The 19,268-nt window shown below is 39.0% G+C and carries 17 protein-coding genes; 5 read left to right on the plus strand and 12 right to left on the minus strand.

All coding sequences use genetic code 11. From position 1 onward, the window contains the following. Positions 1–69 precede the first annotated feature (69 nt). From EHQ58_RS09795 to EHQ58_RS09805, 3 genes are read right to left on the minus strand one after another with little or no spacing between them, the layout of a single operon-like run. Positions 70–1,122, minus strand: a complete 1,053-nt coding sequence (locus EHQ58_RS09795) for a hypothetical protein (RefSeq protein ID WP_135623717.1) — start codon at positions 1,120–1,122, stop codon at positions 70–72. Further along, positions 1,122–1,739 carry a hypothetical protein gene (locus EHQ58_RS09800; protein ID WP_135623718.1) on the minus strand — a complete coding sequence of 206 codons (618 nt, stop codon included), beginning with the start codon at positions 1,737–1,739 and terminating at the stop codon, positions 1,122–1,124. Before EHQ58_RS09800 ends, EHQ58_RS09795 begins: the two co-directional genes overlap by 1 nt. Before the next feature lie 12 nt (positions 1,740–1,751). Then, the gene (locus tag EHQ58_RS09805) at positions 1,752–2,606 is read right to left on the minus strand and encodes a class I SAM-dependent methyltransferase (protein ID WP_135623719.1); all 855 of its coding nucleotides are present in this window, start codon (positions 2,604–2,606) and stop codon (positions 1,752–1,754) included. Between the two features lie 117 nt (positions 2,607–2,723). Here EHQ58_RS09805 and dapF point away from each other — a divergent pair, with 117 nt between their 5' ends. Next, positions 2,724–3,566 carry a diaminopimelate epimerase gene (dapF, locus tag EHQ58_RS09810; protein WP_135623720.1) on the plus strand — a complete coding sequence of 281 codons (843 nt, stop codon included), beginning with the start codon at positions 2,724–2,726 and terminating at the stop codon, positions 3,564–3,566. A gap of 2 nt (positions 3,567–3,568) precedes the next feature. Here dapF and EHQ58_RS09815 read toward each other — a convergent pair whose 3' ends face one another. The 3 genes from EHQ58_RS09815 to EHQ58_RS09825 all read right to left on the minus strand — a co-directional run bounded on the left by EHQ58_RS09815 (position 3,569) and on the right by EHQ58_RS09825 (position 4,902). Beyond that, the gene (locus tag EHQ58_RS09815; protein WP_135623721.1) at positions 3,569–4,294 is read right to left on the minus strand and encodes a lysophospholipid acyltransferase family protein; all 726 of its coding nucleotides are present in this window, start codon (positions 4,292–4,294) and stop codon (positions 3,569–3,571) included. Beyond that, positions 4,295–4,591 carry a hypothetical protein gene (locus EHQ58_RS09820; protein WP_135623722.1) on the minus strand — a complete coding sequence of 99 codons (297 nt, stop codon included), beginning with the start codon at positions 4,589–4,591 and terminating at the stop codon, positions 4,295–4,297. A 101-nt stretch (positions 4,592–4,692) separates the two neighbouring features. Then, positions 4,693–4,902 (minus strand): hypothetical protein, encoded by a 210-nt coding sequence (locus EHQ58_RS09825; RefSeq protein ID WP_135623723.1) that lies wholly within the window; start codon positions 4,900–4,902, stop codon positions 4,693–4,695. Positions 4,903–4,917: 15 nt separating this feature from the next. Between EHQ58_RS09825 and EHQ58_RS09830 the strand changes: the two genes are divergently transcribed. After that, positions 4,918–5,400: a DUF4468 domain-containing protein gene (locus EHQ58_RS09830; protein WP_135623724.1), complete on the plus strand. Its 483-nt coding sequence runs from the start codon at positions 4,918–4,920 to the stop codon at positions 5,398–5,400. Between the two features lie 22 nt (positions 5,401–5,422). Here the strand turns inward: EHQ58_RS09830 and EHQ58_RS09835 are convergent, their stop codons facing one another. The 5 genes from EHQ58_RS09835 to EHQ58_RS09855 are packed head-to-tail and all read right to left on the minus strand — an operon-like array spanning position 5,423 to position 13,388. After that, a complete protein-coding gene (locus EHQ58_RS09835; protein ID WP_246047296.1) occupies positions 5,423–5,710 on the minus strand; it encodes a hypothetical protein in 288 nt (95 codons plus the stop codon). Between the two features lie 43 nt (positions 5,711–5,753). Continuing rightward, positions 5,754–7,307 carry an adenylate/guanylate cyclase domain-containing protein gene (locus tag EHQ58_RS09840; protein ID WP_135623725.1) on the minus strand — a complete coding sequence of 518 codons (1,554 nt, stop codon included), beginning with the start codon at positions 7,305–7,307 and terminating at the stop codon, positions 5,754–5,756. 8 nt (positions 7,308–7,315) lie between these two features. Then, positions 7,316–8,695: an MFS transporter gene (locus tag EHQ58_RS09845; RefSeq protein ID WP_135623726.1), complete on the minus strand. Its 1,380-nt coding sequence runs from the start codon at positions 8,693–8,695 to the stop codon at positions 7,316–7,318. Positions 8,696–8,742: 47 nt separating this feature from the next. Continuing rightward, positions 8,743–11,013, minus strand: coding sequence for a SpoIIE family protein phosphatase (locus EHQ58_RS09850; protein WP_135623727.1), 2,271 nt, complete (start codon positions 11,011–11,013; stop codon positions 8,743–8,745). Positions 11,014–11,054: 41 nt separating this feature from the next. Beyond that, positions 11,055–13,388: a SpoIIE family protein phosphatase gene (locus tag EHQ58_RS09855; protein ID WP_135623728.1), complete on the minus strand. Its 2,334-nt coding sequence runs from the start codon at positions 13,386–13,388 to the stop codon at positions 11,055–11,057. A 585-nt stretch (positions 13,389–13,973) separates the two neighbouring features. Here EHQ58_RS09855 and EHQ58_RS09860 point away from each other — a divergent pair. The 3 genes from EHQ58_RS09860 to EHQ58_RS09870 are packed head-to-tail and all read left to right on the plus strand — an operon-like array spanning position 13,974 to position 18,856. Continuing rightward, entirely contained in the window at positions 13,974–16,757 is a 2,784-nt protein-coding gene (locus EHQ58_RS09860; protein ID WP_135623729.1) for a PAS domain S-box protein, read from the plus strand. Positions 16,758–16,785: 28 nt separating this feature from the next. Then, positions 16,786–17,892 (plus strand): ankyrin repeat domain-containing protein, encoded by a 1,107-nt coding sequence (locus EHQ58_RS09865; protein WP_135623730.1) that lies wholly within the window; start codon positions 16,786–16,788, stop codon positions 17,890–17,892. A gap of 43 nt (positions 17,893–17,935) precedes the next feature. Next, on the plus strand, positions 17,936–18,856 hold the full coding sequence (locus EHQ58_RS09870) for a cation diffusion facilitator family transporter (RefSeq protein WP_135623731.1): 921 nt from the start codon (positions 17,936–17,938) through the stop codon (positions 18,854–18,856). On the opposite strand, the gene EHQ58_RS09875 is transcribed toward EHQ58_RS09870, so the two are convergent. Next, the gene (locus tag EHQ58_RS09875; RefSeq protein WP_135623732.1) at positions 18,834–19,268 is read right to left on the minus strand and encodes a hypothetical protein; all 435 of its coding nucleotides are present in this window, start codon (positions 19,266–19,268) and stop codon (positions 18,834–18,836) included. The genes EHQ58_RS09870 and EHQ58_RS09875 overlap by 23 nt on opposite strands.

Raw genomic sequence — 19,268 nt, forward strand, 5'->3', positions numbered from 1 at the left:
ATCCGTTACAAATCAATGACATTCTGGCGATTGTTTGGATTTGAAAAATTGGATCTGTGAAAAAAAGACTTAGCTTATCTTTCCAAATGCTAAATGAACCTGCGAAAGACTTATTTCTTTCCCGCGAAAATTCACGATTTGTTTTGACTCAGTCGAGGGTATATCCAATGTTTTCACACATCTGGCTAAATGAGTTCTTAAGTCTGTTTGCAACGCTTTTGCGGTAGGAATATTTTGCGAGCGAAAGGAATCGATCCCTCCTCCAAAAATGGTACGCTCAAAAAAGTCCCAAAGGCGAGTGTTATTAAATAGGTCTTCCCAGTTCGTTCCATAAAAATCACAAACAAATTCGTAAGCCTGCCTAGTATCCTCTTTAAACTCGTCTGAACCTGTCATGCGGTAGGAAACAAGCGGGGAGAGAACAGATTGAAAGGCAGCGAACAGAAAAGTGGAATCCCATAGATTTGAAAATCGAGAATTTTCGGCTTCTTCAAAGGCCAAAAGTTCCATTTCAATTACAGACTTCGAGTTGTTCATTTTCTTTTGCATCGATTGGAAGTAATGTTCCATCTGTGGACTGGAAACGACACCTAAAGATTTTTCGGCCGTGGAAGATTCGGTTTTGCCAGATTGTAAAAGTTTGTTTAAACCTTCTCTCATCGTCTGGACTAAATGGCTTTTTGACATTTCTAAAAATAGATTTTCTTCTTCCATTCGAAAAATAAACTCAGGTCCAGTACTGGATTCTCTTTCTAAAGCAAACACGCGTTCGTAAACCTTGCGAATGTTAGTATCGTTTTTGGCGTCTCCCATTGATTCGAAAGCGATATGATACCCTTTTGCGATTTCTGAAGGAGTCGGTATTGTCGTATTTTTTGGTTTTAATCGATACAGCTCGTTTCCTAGCTTTGAATGGAATCCAATGATTTCGGTGAAATAATTCCTCTCCTGGGCTTCGGTCAAAAAGGCAGAATAATCACTGCTTTTTTCCGCAAGGGATTCCATTTCAATGAGCAATTGGTTTGCGTTTAAGACCTCTGGATTATCCGCAGGTAAGGATTCAAAATAAGTCTTTAGACCGGTTCGATAGGATGCTAGTAAATCTTTTAGTTCTTCTTCCATTAAAAAGATTCTCCGAGTAAAGCTTCTGCATTACGTAGAAGGCGATTCAATTGTTCCTTTGTAAAGGGATTTACCAAAAGATATGGATTCTTGAAATATGAATCAAAACTGAAACTCTCATCTAACGCCTTTAGATTTAATAAAGTTTCATGCGCCTGTTTGGCTTTTGCTTTACGTGAAGTTTCCTTAGCGAATGTATTTACTTGAAAGAGTAGCTGCAATAGGATTACTGATTGGTTTATTTTTTCTGTAGCAAGATTTTCCGATGAAAGCGATAGCGTCTGCGGAAGTTTTGTCGCAAGGTCTGCATAACTTTTGCTTTTTGAAGCAATTTCTAATCGTTTTTTGTAAACTTCTGCATTTTCGGCTAAACCAAATTTTTCGTAAAGACCTTGCATAGATCGATATCGATCGATTTGTTCGGCCTGGGCAAGGGAGAATAAATCAGCATCCTCTCCTAATTCAACTATGTATTCTTCATAACTTGTTGAAGTAGTGGCAACTTGTAAAACTTTCTCATAGGCTTGAATTTGCTTTTGGTTTTTTTCAGGATTTTGTTTTAATTTGGAAATTCGCAACTCAAGATAAGAGATGTGGTGCGATGCTTTGCTATCCATTCCCACACCAAGTTACTTAGGCTTCTTTAAAGTCAGAAATAAAGTATTGTTCCAGTTGATCTTTCCGAAACTTAGCGCAAAAATAAACTTTGTTACTAAATAATAACCTATCTTTGCATAGATGGCAAGTTTACTCTTTGAACCGGCCACTGATAAGATTGGCATAAGCACTTTGTATTTTGGATCGATAAAACCGCATTGTTTACCGAGGTCTGCAAGTGTATGCATTTTGTAATTATTTACATGGTCCTTGGCTTCCAGGTAATGACCATCTTCCTGCATACCTTTTAGTCGTACTTTTAGTTTCGCCTTCGCGAGCTGGATCGGAAAATTTGGTGTTTGCAAAAATAGAATCCCACCTGGTTTGAGAAGAGAGAATAGGTAGGTGAGGAGAGAATGTGGCTTTGGGATATGTTCGATCACATCCCAAAGAGTAATGATATCAAACATGTTTTCAGGGAGCTTTGAATTTTGGACTAGTCCTGCAAAAATATTTGGTAGGCCATTTTCCTTGTTTGCAAAAGCAACTGCCTGTGTAGAGATTTCGTATCCAATGGCATCCCATTTCGGCTTCGAAGTTAACACTGCTTTCACGAAAAAACCTAAACCGCAACCAACATCGAGAAGTTTCCCTGATTCTGTTTTTAGGTAACTCGCAATAAAATCTTTGTATACCGACCTGTGTGCTGTGTCCCACCAGTCTAAATCATAGGTCTGGTTTTCACCTTCCCAGTAACCATCGTAATGTTCGGCTTGTTCAAAGGATGAATATACGTGATTACAATTTTTACATTCTAGGATATCGATCCCGTTTTCAGTAAAGACGGATTTTGAGTCGGTGGAGTTACAAAGGATACAACTTTTCATTTTAATGGATGTGCTAATAGTCTGAATTTTTGGCAGGAGTTGGTCAAATCAAAAAACACTCTATCCTGCTTGCCAGACCTTCGACCAAAAAAAGATTAGTTATAGGGGCATACGAGCATGAAGATTCAATTCACTAAAATGGAAGGCATAGGGAATGACTATGTCTATATAGATGCAACCAAGGAAGACATTCGCCTCACTCCCAAACAGATCCAAATTCTTTCCGATCGAAATTTTGGAATTGGAAGCGATGGAGTCATATTTATAAGAAATTCTGAAGCAGGTGAGTTCCAGATGGATATGTACAACTCTGATGGAAGTTCTTCAGAGATGTGTGGTAATGGGATTCGCTGCGTAGGAAAATTTGTTTTTGATCACGGTCTAACAAAAAATAAGCGACCAAATATAGAAACTGGTAAGGGTGTTCTGACTCTTGACCTGACTACAGACCAACAGAATAAAGTCACGATGGTATCTGTAGACATGGGTGAGCCGATTTTGAAGCCGAGTTTAATTCCTTTAAAATGGGCAGACGAAAACCCCGTAATCAATCAAACGATAGAGATTAAAGAGAAAACGTATCATTTTACTTCCGTTAGTATGGGAAATCCGCACTGTGTCATTTTTGTAGACGATGCGGACGCCTTTCCAGTGCACGAAATTGGTTCACTCATCGAGAACCATCCTTTATTCCCGAAACGAGTGAATGTGGAATTCGTTTCTATCAAAGGGAAGGACCATCTTTACCAAAGAACTTGGGAACGAGGTGCTGGCGAGACTCTAGCCTGCGGAACTGGTGCTTGTGCTGTCATGGTGGCTGCAGTTTTGAATGGAAAGGCTGGGAAAAAAGTGAATATCGACCTAAGGGGTGGAAGTTTGCAGATTGAATGGACAGAAAAGGGTAATATCATTATGACTGGCCCCGCAAAAGAAGTGTTCAGCGGAGTTGTCGAGATATAGATTTATTTTTTAAGAAAGTTTGCTTGTTGAAGTTCCGCCATTCTCTTTTTTGTTTCGCCAGAAATGGCGAGCATTCCTTGGTCAAGAGGTAGATGCAGATAATCTTTGTGATTGATAACTTCACCAAACACAAGGTTGACTTTTTTATATACTACCCTTTTTTTAATATCACACACTTCCTTTGGCATACCCATGAAGGATCGCACAAGAGGAGGAATTGGATAATCAGAAATCGTTTCTTCGTCGGGTATGATGACTGAAGGAAGCACATCCACTTTGTTTCTCAAGCTAAAGGCAGCAAAACCATGATGGAACTCCGCGAGTGGGCCAGCAAAGTCATTTTTTACCATATAGTCATGACCTTCTGGAAAAATCCCGAGCACATCCCCATTCTTAAAAACCTGCTGCACTTTCTTGATACTCGACATAGAGATATTTCCATCGATCGCCATTGGAATGGTCCCTGTTCTTTCGACTAGGTCTTTGAAGAGAGGGATCCTTGTCGTGTATTCGGCTGCGATCCAAGAAATAAATCTAGGAAAAGCAGATCCAATGACGAATGGATCCATATCGCTTCTGTGATTGCAGGTAAGAATGAGTTTCCCTGTAGGAACAATATTATGGTATCCATAAACGTTTGTGGTTACTGCTAAATTGAAAAATGGAGTAATGAATTTTTTCATTGTCTCCACATTCTTTTTTGCCTGATCTACAATTGGATTTTCCATTTAATCACCGATTATTTTTTTCCACCAGGACTTCGTTTGGTGGTCGGCATTGGATGAGGAGGAATCTCTACCTGCATGCTCTGGATCATTTGGATCGGCGGCTTCTCCCATAGACATAGGATCGCGCCTCCGTTTCCCCATAGACGAGGTTGAGGGCAGAGTACGTTTGATTTCTTCTAACTCCCTCTGTGCGGCAGCACTGGACTTTAGATAGGCACGAATCTCATCCCATTGAGAGTCATAATCGTTACCGTAGATAGCAAAATTCATTAGATCGATTCGATCAAAATCGGGCATTTGTTTCGGAATCCTTCCCTTATTCCCTTAGATTTCAGACTGATATTTCTTGGAATTCAATCCAATTTTTAATTTAAGAAACTCAATTGCGAGTCAGATTTTTATTCACACACTCTAGATTGAGGGTACCGAATCCCGATGATATAAAGGTGAGAGAAAGAATCGAGTCCAAGAGACATAAGATCAAAACTAAAAACCAGTTTCCAGTGCAATTGCCCGATAACGTGATCCCCTTCCCAGGTGTGGTCCCAAATAAAGAGAAAATTTCTGACCTTTGTGAAGATTTGTTTTGCGCCGGTGAGAAGGAACATGAAGGCTCCTAAGAGATGTATATGAAAGTGTTGCTTTTCACCGTTTTCTTCTTCTTTTTTTCGAACTCGATGTGCCTTCGGCTTTGGATTGTTTCTGGCAAATATCGAACTATAGAAGAGTCTCGGGAAAACAAAAGTTACCAAAGGACGCGGTCTTATCTAAAGGCGAAACAATGGTTAGAGTATAAGTTGTCACCTGAAACGTCACGAATTCAAAATGAAAATCCAGACTCTGGCTTAATTGAAGGAATTGGATTGATTCGTTGTTATGTGCCATATGGTGTTGGGGAAGTCGACGCAAACGAGCACGAATTTCAGTATAAGATAACGATTCGTGATGGAAATGCCACATTTTTGGTAGAAAAAATATTTTCCTTCATTCGAGATCCGAACGATATCATTTTAAACTACGGTCCGAAAGATGAAAAAGTAGCAAAAATAACCTTACGATCTTGCTTTAAGCCCCTGATGGACGATTTTTTTGAGTATGTAAAATAGATCCGGAAGTGGGACTTTTATCCTAACGTCCTGTGGGGTTTGCTCCTGCAGGGGAACCAGAAGCTCCACCAGTCGTTGTTCCTGTCGGAGAGTTTGTGAGTCCATAGTAATCAAGGTTTTGGGAATTGGAAATCGGTGTGTTGTTTCCTGTGTTTTCAGACTGAGTGTTAGAGGATGGTGAGCTAGAACCTGGAGCGCCTCCATCGTCTTCTAATAAATCTAAAATATCCTGTCTGCTAATCAGTTTTTCACCGCATGAAGTTAGTAAAAACGAGGCAAGGATTAGAATTAGAAATGGCAGAAGTCTCATACAGTAAAAGGTAAACAGATAACAGAATTTCTGCAAGTGCGATTTAAAAATAAAGTTTCTCTTTGCTGTTTCTCCCTTTCAATTCGTATTCCCCCAAATATTGGAAAAACCCTTTCGTTTTTTCACTCAACCGCAAATAACAAGCCTCAGTAATCAAGAGATCTTTCCCAGTACCCTTACATAAGCCTTCGACACGTGAGGCAATGTTGACTGTATCGCCTATGACAGTATATTCCATCCGACTGACAGAGCCAATATTGCCTGCTAGGACTTGACCCACATGAATTCCGATTCCCATTCTGAGTGTGGGTAAACCTTCGCTTTCAAATTCTTTGTTCAGTGAAATTAAGTTTTGTGCCATGGTTCGTGCCGTTATGATGGCTGTATCCTCGGGTTCTTCTAATGGCATGGGTGTACCAAAAATAGCAAGGATTGCGTCACCGATAAACTTATTGATAAAACCGCCATGAGTCTCAACGGCATTACTCATTTCCTGGAAGTAACGGTTTAGAATGTGTAATACCTGAGTCGGGGTTCGTTTTTCAGACAATTTTGTAAAATCGCGAAGGTCTGAGAATAAAATAGTGGCCTCTACCGTTTTGCCACCTAGCATTTGATCGTTGGCCAGAAGGTAGTCCCGAATGCGAGGATCTACAATACGGCCAAAGGTATCTTTAATTTTCTCTTTTTCCTCTAGTCCCTTTGTCATTTCATTGATCGCATCTCCAAGAACCCCCAGTTCATCAGAACTATGTATGATGACACGGGTATCAAACTTTTGATCTTTAATTTTGAATGTTGCTGATTCCATTTTACGCAATGGATTGTGTATGCTTTTGGCCAGCACATAGGTAATCAATAAGGAAAGAATGAGTAGGACAAATGCCAATTGGAAGAGGACATCCGTTTCAAAAATATGAAACATATCATAAATATTTAATTCAGATCGATTCATCAGACCAAAGAGTAGGAGTAAGGAAGGGAAAAGAGAAGCAGATATCCAGAGTAAAATATGTTTGGCGATGATAGAAAATCGTGCCTTATTTGCATATTTACCAAGCCCGCCATCTGGGAAAAATTCCGGTATGATAAATATACGGTTTAAGTATTCAATCGTGAAAAATGAGAACGCAAAAACAAAAAATCCCCAATAGGCAAAAATAAAAAAAAGTAGAATCAATGTTTGTTCACTTAGGTTCGGGAAAATAAAATAAATTCTAAGTATGGAGAGTGCCGTCGAGATTTCCCAACCTATCATTCCCAAGAGACTGATCACAAAAGGCGAATTTAAAATTCGATTTTTGACGAGTTCTGATTTGTCTCGATAAGTTGATGGATTCTTAAAAGAACGAATGATGGGATAACAATAAAAAGTGATGATCGCACTAATGATAGGAAAGGGAGCCCAGCTTATGAAAGTTAGAAGAAAATCTTCAGCCATGCGAATCCCATCGAAAATTTGGATGTAATTTTTTGGTAAAAACTGTGGTGAAGTATAGTTGGCAAAGAGTAGTGCAAAAAAGTTTGAAGTAACAGGAATCACTATATAAACCAATGCGAAGCCAATTAGGATTTTGAGTCGATGTTTACTGATCATAGTACTACCTACTGAGAGATTCCTTTTCTTTTTAAAAGTATCTTTTGGATTGACATATGTTTGGCGTCCGTCAAGGGAAAAGTGAGAAAGATAAGAGATCCCAGTATGAAGAAAAATCCAACGCCAGGTCCGAAAATCATAGCGAGTCGAAAGCCAACCTCAGAGGACTGGGATGTGCTCGAAGGATCAAAACCAATGAAATCGAGTAAGAATCCACTCAGTCCGATGCCGACTGCCTGAGAGAATTTAACCCCCATTTTCCATACTCCAAAATAAAGACCTTCTCTTTTTTGACCTGTTTTCCATTCATCATAATCTACAACGTCGGTTAGAATCGAGTCCATAATGAGAATCGATCCCGCAAAGATACCACCAAACACGGCAACTATGAGGGGAGGATGGAGTTTGCCATAAGGAAACAAAGGATAGGCTATGACCGTTAAAAGTCCTAAACCAAAAATTCCAAAGAAGGCTGGTTTTTTTTTGCCAAATTTTTTAGACAACCAAACCCAAAAACCGATCGAAAGCATGAGAATTAGAAAGAAAGGCAATAGGATGTTCATTACAACTTCCGATTCTTTGAGTCCTAGACGATACTCGTAATAATAAAGTGCGATTGCGGAATTAAACGTTCTTCCAATTGTCGCGATGACAAACGCAAGTAATAAAGGTATGAATACGCGATTGCTGAGAACCGATTTTAACGAACTAAAAAAAGCAAAGTTTGGCAAGTTCGATTTGGAATTCTCATCTCTCCCTTTGGTCGCCCAAAAAGTGATCATCGAAGAAATGAGTATGACACCAGAGACGACTTCACCTGCCTGCAATCGCGAAGATTGAATATTTGCTTTTGAATTTTCATCACCTAGTGATTGCAATATGGCGGCAGGAACGATCATTCCTATTAACATACCGACATTACTAAAAAAAAGCCTCCATCCGAAAATGGCGGTTCTTGCGTCTCTCTCAAAAGTCAATTCGCCTCCGAGTGCAATGTGAGGAACTGAAATAACAGTCATTGCTGTATTTACCAGAAGGTAGGAAAAAAGTAAGTAGGCGAATTTACCAGCCTGTGTGTTTAAGCTGGGGGGAGAGAAGAGCATGAGGATGGATAGAGAGAGAAAGATGCCTCCGACAAGAATGTAAGGTCTTCGTCTTCCCCATTTGGAATTTGTCCTGTCCGAAATATTTCCCATAAGAGGGTCACTGACAGCATCCCATAAAACAGAAATTGCAAGTGCGATACCTGCTAAACTTGGCATCAAACCGACGATATCTGTATAGAATTTTAGTAAATAAATTTGTGTGAAAAGCTGAACGGCTGTTATTCCCGTCTCTGCCAATCCGTATCCCAGTTTTACTGGCAGTGTAAGAGGTTTTTTGTTCATGAGAATGTTTTCTTATTTGACTCATACATTCGTCAATTTTGGGAAATTTAAACAATCAGTGCTTCAAGAATTTTTATTTGGTCCTCCGGATGGTGTAAAATGCGCAGATCATTGAGAATTTCCCTTGCCTTGTTTTGGTTCGGAACCTTTAGATAGAGTTGGAACAAATGGATCAAATATTTGATCTTTCGAGGGGCTTTGAGTCTTAGTCCTTCTGCAATTTGCAAGGACTCCGCGATTTTCCCGATTTTTAAAAGCATTTTGGTGCAGAAAAATAGAAATTCCTCATCCTCTGGATTGGACACGAGGTACCGATTCATGTGCTCCATCGAACGTTGATAGTCTGATATTTGAAAGTATAGTTTGGAAAGATTTTTCTGTAATCTTACACTTGCATTCGGTTCATTTTCGATCAACTCATGAATTGCTTGTATGGACTCGTTAAACTTACCTTTAACATAAAGTTTCTTTGCAAGTTTGAATTTCTCCTTACCGATTTCGCTTAGCAGGTCTTTATTGCGTGAAGTACCAAGGTATTCTATTCGAATCATTGAAATATCATCTATCACTGAACCAGTTTTCAAAAGTGTTTGGTATATTTCTTTGGGTTCAGCTTTAGTCGCGGCAACCATGCCTAAAAAGAAAGAATCATCAGAATTGACTTCTGACTCAAGACCAGGTCTTTCTATTAGGATGTCATCTTTGCCATCAGAGCCAACTATGATCACATCACCTGGTTTGAGATCTAATGTTTTTACCAAAATATTTGGGTTACTACCAAGTGTTCCAAGCTTATGGTAAGAATAATCGGAAAGAATATAAGAGGCTTTTTCGTCACGATAAAGAACAGGCCATGGATGCTCAGCATTGACGAAGTAGAGTCTACCGGATTTTTCTTCAATCAGCCCCATTATCAGTGAGATCAGCATGGTTCCGTCAAACGCTTCAAAAATTCTCTGTAATTCTGTAAATGCGGCCGCTAACCATTGCTCAGGTCCGACATTCTGGAAAGTAATATTATTTTGAGTTCTTTGTACGATCGATTGGAATACTGCTCCAAAAACCAATGCGCCACCTGCACCCTGCATGGATTTTCCCATGGCATCTGCATTTACAAATAATACATACTTTTGATCACGTAAGTAGATGTTATGTGATATGTTGAGATCGCCGCCGATATTGTAATTTATACCCTTAAAATCAAACGTTTTCTTTTGCATCAAAAAAAACTCTAAATCAATTTTGTCACTTTTTGCTTCTTTGAATCCAAGTGGAGCAATCAATTGATACGTTAAAAAATAATCTCCATCTTGTTGAAATTTTAAGGCTTGAACTTCATTTAAAGATTGGTTGAGCTGTTCCGTTCTCTGAATCACCTTGCCTTCCAAACCTTCGTTTAGTCCGCGGATTTCAGCATACATACCACGTAAACGTTGTATGACATTATTTAAGAAGAAGGCCTGTTGGCCAAAATCATCTCCAGAGGTAGGAGTTACGACAACATCGAAATTACCTTTGGCTAGCTCATCAAGAGACTTGCTTGTCTCGGATAATCCTTGTCTTACCGTTTTTGCGACGATATAGGAGCAGACTATCAATGGAACGATAAAGATTGAGGACACCAAAAAGATTGGAATGAGTGGTTGAGAAACCATGGTCTCGCCCGTTGCTACTGAGTATAATATGTAAGATAAAACCGAGACGGGTAATGCCGCCAAACTAAAAAATGCGAGAACAATCCTTTTGAAATAATCGAATTTTGGTATTTCATCGGGTTTAATCTCTACGTTTCTAATCTGTGGTAGATCGAATAATGGTCGCAGTGCATTTTCCGTAATGAAATAGTAGGTAACAAAAGAAATCGGCGGGATCATTGCGATCGTAAAAATACCTGAACGAATGACAGATGGCGTATATTCGACAATGATAGTGTATAGACTTAAGATTGGAATTACGCCCGCAAACCATCGTATGACTATAATGATGGATTCAATTAGAGGGTATTTAAAAATATATAATTTAACGGCTTTAGCATAATCTCTATCCTCGTAAGTATAAGCTATGTTAGAGTCTTGTGAATAGAGTCGAATTTTTTCAATCCGAGTGAAGAGGTTATTGATTAGAAAATATCGAATGATGGTTCCGAGGATTCCGATGCCAGTCGCAAAAGTCACACAAAGTGCGATGAAAATGACCCACTTTTCGGTCTCCATTTTCTGGGTAATCACCGCATAATAAACAGCAAAAGGTACAGGGACAGTGTGTGTAAAGGCCTCAAGCTTAAGCGTGAGCTCCCAGAATAGGCTTTTTCTGTTCACGTTGCCACCACCTATAGTATCGGTGGAAAGCTTGGCTTAACTTAGGTCACCGACTTGCGAATTTTGGATTCTAGAGCAAATTTGAGCTTTTTCCACTTCTCATCATGAAGGGGTCTCGAGCTGCTTTCCCACTCTTTTAGTATTGTGTCGGCCCGATTTCGATTGCCAGTCATTAAATACAAACTGACAAGGTGGAATGCATTTTTTGTTAGATTTGGATCGCGGAGTCGAATCCTTTCTGCAATCTCAATCGCCTGATGGAGACGACTGGCTTTTCGCCACAGAATAGATGTAAGTTCCATAAAAGGAAGATCCGAAGGATGAGTCTCCATATATGCCTGTGCATGTTCGGCAGCATTCGCATATTCTTTATTTTTAAAAAGAAGTTTCGCTAATAATTTATGTAGTTTTGCATGGGTGTGCGGGAACTCAGAGAGGAGCTGTTTGAGAGTTAGGATCGCCGTTTTGGGGTCTCCGGCCTCTGCGATTTTCTTAGCTTCTTTATAGGTTTTGATAAATCTGTTTTCCAGGCGTTCTGGTGGCCTTCCCGTGTAACCCACACGAACGATAGATAAATCATCTGTAATTTCCCCGGCACTTTTTAATTTTTCATACAGAGAGGGAAGATCTCCTCTCGCTTCCTCGATGTATTTTAAGATTAAATTTTCATCGTGGTTGATGAGCCTATCATTTCCCATTTGCTTAGTCTCATGCAATACCAAATCATCTTTTCCGTCAGATCCAGAAATCAAAACATCACCCGGATGTAATAAAAATGTTTTTATGAAGACTCCAGATTCGATTCCCTTCGTACCAAGCTTTCTGTAACTCAGTTCTGTTTCGAGAAAGGATGCTTTGCCATCTCGAAATAGAATCAGCCAAGGATGTTCTGCGTTAATAAAATATAAGAAACCAGAATTCTCTTCGATAAGACCAATGATGAGAGAGACTAGCATACTTCCATCAAAACCTTCAAAAATTTTGTGCATCTCTATGAATGCATTCTTTAACCAACGTTCGGGGGCTTGAGAAAATGTACTCGAGGAGAACTGGGTTCGTTCGATAATGGATTGGAACACTGCACCTAATACTAGTGCTCCTCCAGCTCCTTGCATAGATTTTCCCATCGCGTCTGAATTTACGAAAACAGTATATTTTTTCCCTTGCAAAATGATGTTATGTGCAATGTTTAAATCTCCTCCAATCTCATATTCTTTGCCCCGAAACTCAAATTTCTTTTTTTGCCGGAGAAGGAACTGGATGTCTACACGCTCACTTTTAACTTGGTTTTTTCCGAGTGGCTTGAGCAGTAAATGTGTCAAAAAATAATCGCCGTCCTGTTGGAACTTGAGCGCATTGACCTCGGAAAGAGATTTTTCAAGTTCGAGTGTACGTTCTTTTACTTTTGATTCTAGTCCAATGTTTAAGGTAAAAATTTCCGTATACATCGTATTCAACTGTTCAATCACTCGATTCATATGAAAGGATTGTTGTCCAAAATCATCGCCCGAGGAAGGCATGGAAACGACAGTGAAGTTTCCTTTGGCCAACTCATCTAAAAGTTTGCTCGTCTCGCTGATGCCCGTCCTTACTGCTTTCGCCACCAGATAGGCGACGAAAAGCAATGGTAAAACGAAGATGCCACCAATTACCAAAACCTGAAGAAGAGGGTTCTTTACATTCATATCTCCATTGGCGACCGAGATTAACATATAACTCAAAACAGTGACGGGTAATGCAGCTAGCGAGAAAAACGAAATGAGGATTCTCTTAAAATAATCAAATTTTGGAATTTCTTCTGGTTCTATCCTTACCTGTCTTACCATTTTCAGATTGAAAATCGTTCGAAATGAATTTTCTGTGATGAAGTAATATGCCACAAAAGATATTGGCGGAATCATAATGAGATAGGATAAAAAAGTCGTCCATAGTTCTTGACGATAAAGCCCGAGTATCGGAGTCAGGGCAAAGATAAGACCAACCCCGATGAACCAGCGTAAAATGATGACAAACCCCTCATAAAAAGGATATCGAAAAAGGAAAAGTTTTAGGCGTTTAGCTTTTTGATGATAATCTTCTTTTTCATTCAATAGATCAATTTCATTCTCGTTAATTATATTTTCTGAAAGCTGTTCTTCTGTATTTTTGAGGTTTTCTAATTCGATGAATAATTTTCTTAAAATCTGGAAACGCCAAAAGCAACCACCTACTACCATGAGTAGACCACTACCACAACATAAAACAAGAAATCGAATCCAATCTTCAAGACTATACTCTTGTGTGATAGAGGCCATGTAAATGGCAAAGGGAACAGGTACGAGATGAGTAAATGCTTCTAGTCGAATGGTAAGAGGGATAAAAGTTGATTTTAGCATTGGATACCTAAGCTAGATAAAAGAATCCAATCGATGGAGAAGTGTCAAGAAAATCATGACTTTTACTTTCCGTAAGCATTGTTCACTTTCCGTCTTCGTTTAGGGAAAGTTCTAATGTTTACGGCTTTCACCTAACAGAAAGTTTGGTAAATCTTTATGTTCTAAGATAGTGTAATGTATGTTATACATCTTTCGTTTTCAAACTGATTGAAGTGCGGTAAAATTTGAAATGAATTTGCAGAATTATTCTTGAATTTGTGCATTAAATCGTATAATCTTTCTGGGTTGGACAGTGATCAAAAACAAGATTTTATAGAAGAAATTAAAAATTCAGAACAGGCTTTAGATTTCTTACTGAATGAGAATACCTTTGGATATTTTTTATGCAGAGGGAGCGATCCGAAGGTTTGGATTAGCAAATCACTTCAGCAACTGTTTGGAATTTAGACTAGGGAATCCTATTTCCCTCTCACGAGTATCCTTTCTCCCACTGATGTTGGTCAAATTTTGAAATGCAATGAGAACGGCATTTTCCCCGAGCCTTTAGAAATTCGCTTTCACGGTCCAGCCGGGATATCGTTACCAATGTCTTTAAAATCTTGTCGTTGGGTAACGAAACAAGGTGTACCATTTGTTCTCTTTTCCCTTCCTGCATTACCTTTTTTTCCCTTTCAAAGATCCGAATCAGAACACAATCAAAACTTACATCAGATCCTGGACCAAGTACCTTCCATGATTGGGTTTTGGGACAAGAACTTAATCAATCGTTTTGCTAACGCCGCTTACGCATCCTGGTTTGGAAAGACACCAGAGGAAATTTTCGGGAAGCACATTCGATTTCTTTTGGGAGACGCTATCTATTCTGCGAACCTTCCTTATCTGGAAGGGGCATTGGCAGGAACTACCCAAGTTTTTGAAAGAAAAATCCCTAAACCAGATGGGTTAGGGTATAGGCATTCTTTGGCTTTCTATAAACCAATTTTTGTGAATCAGGAAGTTGATGGGTTTATTGCTATTGTGAACGACATAACAACCGTTAAGGAAGCCCAGGAGGAGACAGAAATCCAACAGAAAAAACTCTCGGCGATCATTGATGCTCTTCCCTTAGGTATCGCCATTTTAGACCAAAGGGGAAAAATCGTTGAAGTGAACGCGGCACTTCTGGATATCCTTCGGCTCGAAAAGGAAGAAATTCTTGCAGGAAAGTATAAAACAGTTCGTAAGTTCTTGAAACCTAACCATCTAGAATATGAGGAATCGGAATACCCAACTGTTAAAGCCAGAAAAATAAATCGTATGGTCTCCGATGTGACTATCGGTATCCAAATCGAAAAAGAAGATATCATCTGGACTAGTGTAACAGCCGTGCCTTTAGATTTGCCAGATGTTTCGATGTTTACAATTACCAGGAACATCACCGAGAAAAGAATTTCCGATCTCGAAATTGAAAATCTAAAACGAATTCTTGAAAAGACCACACGAATGGCAAGGGTGGGTGGCTGGGAGATTCAAAAAGAAACCACCCGCATATATTGGTCAGCTATCCTAAAAGAAATCTTAGGTGTCGGAACGGATTTTGTCCCCGACATTCATTACTTGCAAACATTTATTGCTAATAAAGAAGAAGAAGATGAGTTCATTCAAAAGTTTAAAGAGTTGATGGAAAACGGAAGTTCCTTTGTTACCGAAATTCAAATTCGAAGAGAGGGCGGAGAGGTCATTTGGGTTAGAATTGTAGCAGAGGCAATTTTCGAAAATGGCCAATTGAAGAGCCTAATAGGTACCTTACAAGATATCAATGATAGAAAAATTCATGAAGTAATCAACAGTCGTTATGCAAGTATCATCAAAGCCTCAACCGATGCTATTTATAGCAAGAATATGAAAGGGGAAATTATTTCCTGGAATAAAACTGCAGAATGGCTGTTTGGATATGCGGAAGAAGAAGTAATTGGTAAGAAGATTGAGAATTTTATACCTGCCGACAGAAGGGAGGAGGAGACAGAAATTTTTTTCAAACTGGCCATGCAGATTGGTATTAGTCAGCTCGAAACTGTTAGGATTGCCAAAAATGGTGAGAGAATAGATGTATCCTTGACGATTTCGCCAATTCCAGATTTCCGAGGAGAAATCACTTCAGCATCTTTTTTCGCAAGAGATATACGCGAGAAAATACAAGTTCAGAAGGATTTGCTCAACGCGAAAGAAATCGCGGAAAAAGCAAACAAGGCAAAGTCGGAATTTGTAGCCAATATGAGTCATGAACTTCGAACTCCATTGAATGGCATTTTGGGATTTCTTGAACTGCTTAGTAAATCTTCGCTTCAGAATGTTCAAAGGGAATATTTAGAGACAATCAGTCTTAGTGCCAATTCCCTTCTAGAGATTGTAAATGATATCTTAGATTTTTCAAAAATTGAATCAGGCCAAATCGTTTTATTACCAGAGGTTGTAAATATAAAGCAGTTTGCTTTGAAGATTAAAGATTTTGTCTCACACAGTGCCAATGAAAAGAAAATAACTCTAGAATTGAAAATAAGTGATGACCTTCCAGAGAAAATTGAGGTCGATAAACAGAAGTTACAACAAATTCTAATTAACCTACTCGGGAATGCCATAAAGTTTACGATTCGAGGATCAATTTTCTTTTCGATCGAGCTCATGGAGATACTCTCTGATCGGATGGTAAAGCTCCGAATCAGTGTCAAAGATACCGGAATAGGTATCGCCAAAGAAAATCAGATGAAAATTTTTCAGCCTTTTATTCAAGAAGACCCTTCAATAACGAGAAATTTTGGTGGGACGGGGCTGGGATTGACTATATCGAATGGATTGCTTCGTGCAATGAATTCAGAATTAGAATTAGAAAGTAAGTTAGGTTTAGGATCAGAATTTTTCTTTGTTCTGATTGTTCCTTACACCAAAGAAACAAGCGAGAAAGAGACGAGAGAAGTGATTAAGCATACTCAAACCTTCCTGAATACAAATAGGTTTAAAGGGATTACTTGTAAGGTTTTAGTAGTGGAGGACAATGATGTCAATATGAAGTTGGCAAATACGTTTCTAAAAAGATTACTTCCCAAGGCTACTTTCGTAAAAGCAGAAAATGGGGAAGAGGCAATATCGATCTTCCAAACTGAGAAACCTGATTTGATATTTATGGACATTCAAATGCCGATACTAAATGGATACGAAGCAACGAGGGCCATCCGCTCATTGGAAGATGCAAAGAGAATTCCGATCATTGCGCTTACTGCGAATGCAATCTCAGGTGAGTTAGAAAAGTGCCTTGACGCCGGCATGGACGACTATCTTTCTAAGCCTGTTAGCTTGGCCGACTTCGAAAATATTTTACAAAAATGGCTCTAGAGAAAAATTTAATTAGCAGGTAAAGGGTATGATTTTTTCACGCAGATGTAGATGTATTGCTTTCCTTTTTCTTTTATTTGCAAGTCCTATATTTTCCGATTCGATTGACCTTTTTGAAACCATAGGTTGGGAAGATGAAACCGAATTAAAGAAAGCCATAGCGTCTGGAGGAAATGTAAATCAAATCGATTCATCCTTAGAAATTTCCATTTTAATGAAAGCGATCGATACGATGAAACCGAACTTAGTTAAAACTTTGTTGGATGCAAAAGCAAATGTCAATCTTAAGATTCCAAAAACCAAAAAGACAGCTCTTATGCATTTTATGGAAAAATACATTATGAATACTGAAACTAATGATGCAGATCAGACAGTTTACAAAGATGATGAAGCCATGATTGCCATCTTCAATCACTTAATGAAAGCAGGTGCGAATGTTACAGACACAAATAGCGATGGAAAATCTGTCTTATCATACGCCATTGATTCCAGTTATGCCTCCCAAAGTGACCTCATCATGAAGAAACTAATCTCACAGAAAGCCGATCCGAACGTAATGTTTAGTAGAGATAATCCTAAACCCATTTGTTTGATTGCTGCTGAAGATTCTAGTGGATATCAAAGATTCGCATTTAAATTGTTTTTAAAAGGAAAGTTATGCGATCCAAACAAAGTATATTCTGAAAGAAACCAACGAAAAACAAATCTACTTTATATAGCAGTTTCCAAGAAGGACCTAGAGGAAGTCCAACTGTTATTGGAAGCTGGTGCGAATCCGAATCTAGGTGCGTCGGACACGATGATGGATTATCTGCCTATCAATCAGGTAATTGCAGATTATGAAATTCTGGAGTTGCTGCTACGTTTTAAGGCCAACCCGAACTCGATTGAAAATGAGATCCATTTGATGGAACATGCGGCCAGAAATATTGCCGATGACGAATCCGGAGAAAAGGTGATAGACTTATTATTAAAGTATGGAAGTGATATCAATCATCCTAAACTTTTTGATACGTATACTCCGTATAACAAAGCAGTCTATGCCGCTCATATCGTAGGAAAATATCGTATTGAAAAATATTTAACAAAAAAAGGTGCCGTTACTCCAGATAAGTTGAAATCAAAAAAACCTTAGTTTTTATCCATTCACGAAATCTTGGAGATACCCTCTATCTAATATGACACACGCACACAATCACCAAAAGGAATCTGAAAAGATTCTCAATCGTTCTTTTATCGCGGGAATATGTTTGAATCTCGTCTATGTGATCATTGAAACGATTTACGGTTTTACAGAAAATTCAACATCACTTTTGTCAGATGCTGTTCATAACATTGGCGATATTTCCGGCTTACTTCTGGCCTTTCTAGCATTTAAATTAGTAAAAGTAAAATCCTCCTCTAAATTTACCTATGGTTTTAAAAAGGGATCCATTCTCGCCTCATTCGTCAATTCGATCCTCTTGGCTTTCGCTATCGGAGCAATTGCCTGGGAAGGGATACAGAAAATCGCAGAACCCAAGCAAATCAGTGGACTGGTTGTCATCTACGTGGCTTCTGTAGGAGTTGGTATCAACTTTGTTTCTGCAATTTTATTTAAAAAAGAGAAAGACCATGACCTAAATGTAAAGGCAGCATACTTACATCTGCTAATAGATGCATTGGTTTCCCTTGGCGTGGTGTTGAGTGGGATACTCATCTATTATTTTGACTTGTACATTATGGATGGGATCACGGCAATCGTTGTCGCGATGGTAGTTTTATATAGTAGTGTGAGTTTATTTAAAGATAGCCTTATTGCTATTCTGGATGGCATACCTGAGTCTGTCAATTTAGCTGAAATTAAGAATATTATACTAAATGTAACGGGAGTTAAGGGGGTTCACCATGTTCATATCTGGGGTCTCAGCACAAGTGAGATTGCGCTTACTTCTCATATATTGATTTCTGATTTAACTCAAATCCCTCGTATTAAAAATTCAATTAAGCAACAATTGAAGGAATGTTACATTCAACATTGTACTTTGGAATTTGAGATAGATTCGGAGGTTTGTGCGGAGGCTACAAAGGTTGGGATTATTCCTCATCCCAACCAATAGAAAAAATAGAACCGACGGTCATTGCATAAATCGTTTGGAAACAGGCCCATACCCACCAGAGTAGAGTTGGTGCAACTTGCGTTAGATTGGAGAGTACCAGAGTCGTTCCGAGGGCAGAGGTAATTGCATAGATTAGCCCAAAGAGAATGCCACCTACAAGCCCTTTTGGCAAACTTTCTCTTGCATATACGTACAGAATCGCAAGGAATAACGTTTGCACAAGGTCTCCCGCAATCGGTCCGATCCAATACACGTCAGCTACAGGTATAAAAATCCCTTTTAATGAAGGGTCAAAATAAAATTTTGAGAAAAATAACATGCGTAAGGGGATGGCGATAGCTTCCCAGAATGCAAACGCAAGCAAGAACCGGACAAGTATCCGGTTCCAAGTTTCTGTTTTTGGCGAGTGCAT

This window comes from Leptospira ognonensis (assembly GCF_004770745.1).
Classification (GTDB): Bacteria; Spirochaetota; Leptospiria; order Leptospirales; family Leptospiraceae; genus Leptospira_A; species Leptospira_A ognonensis.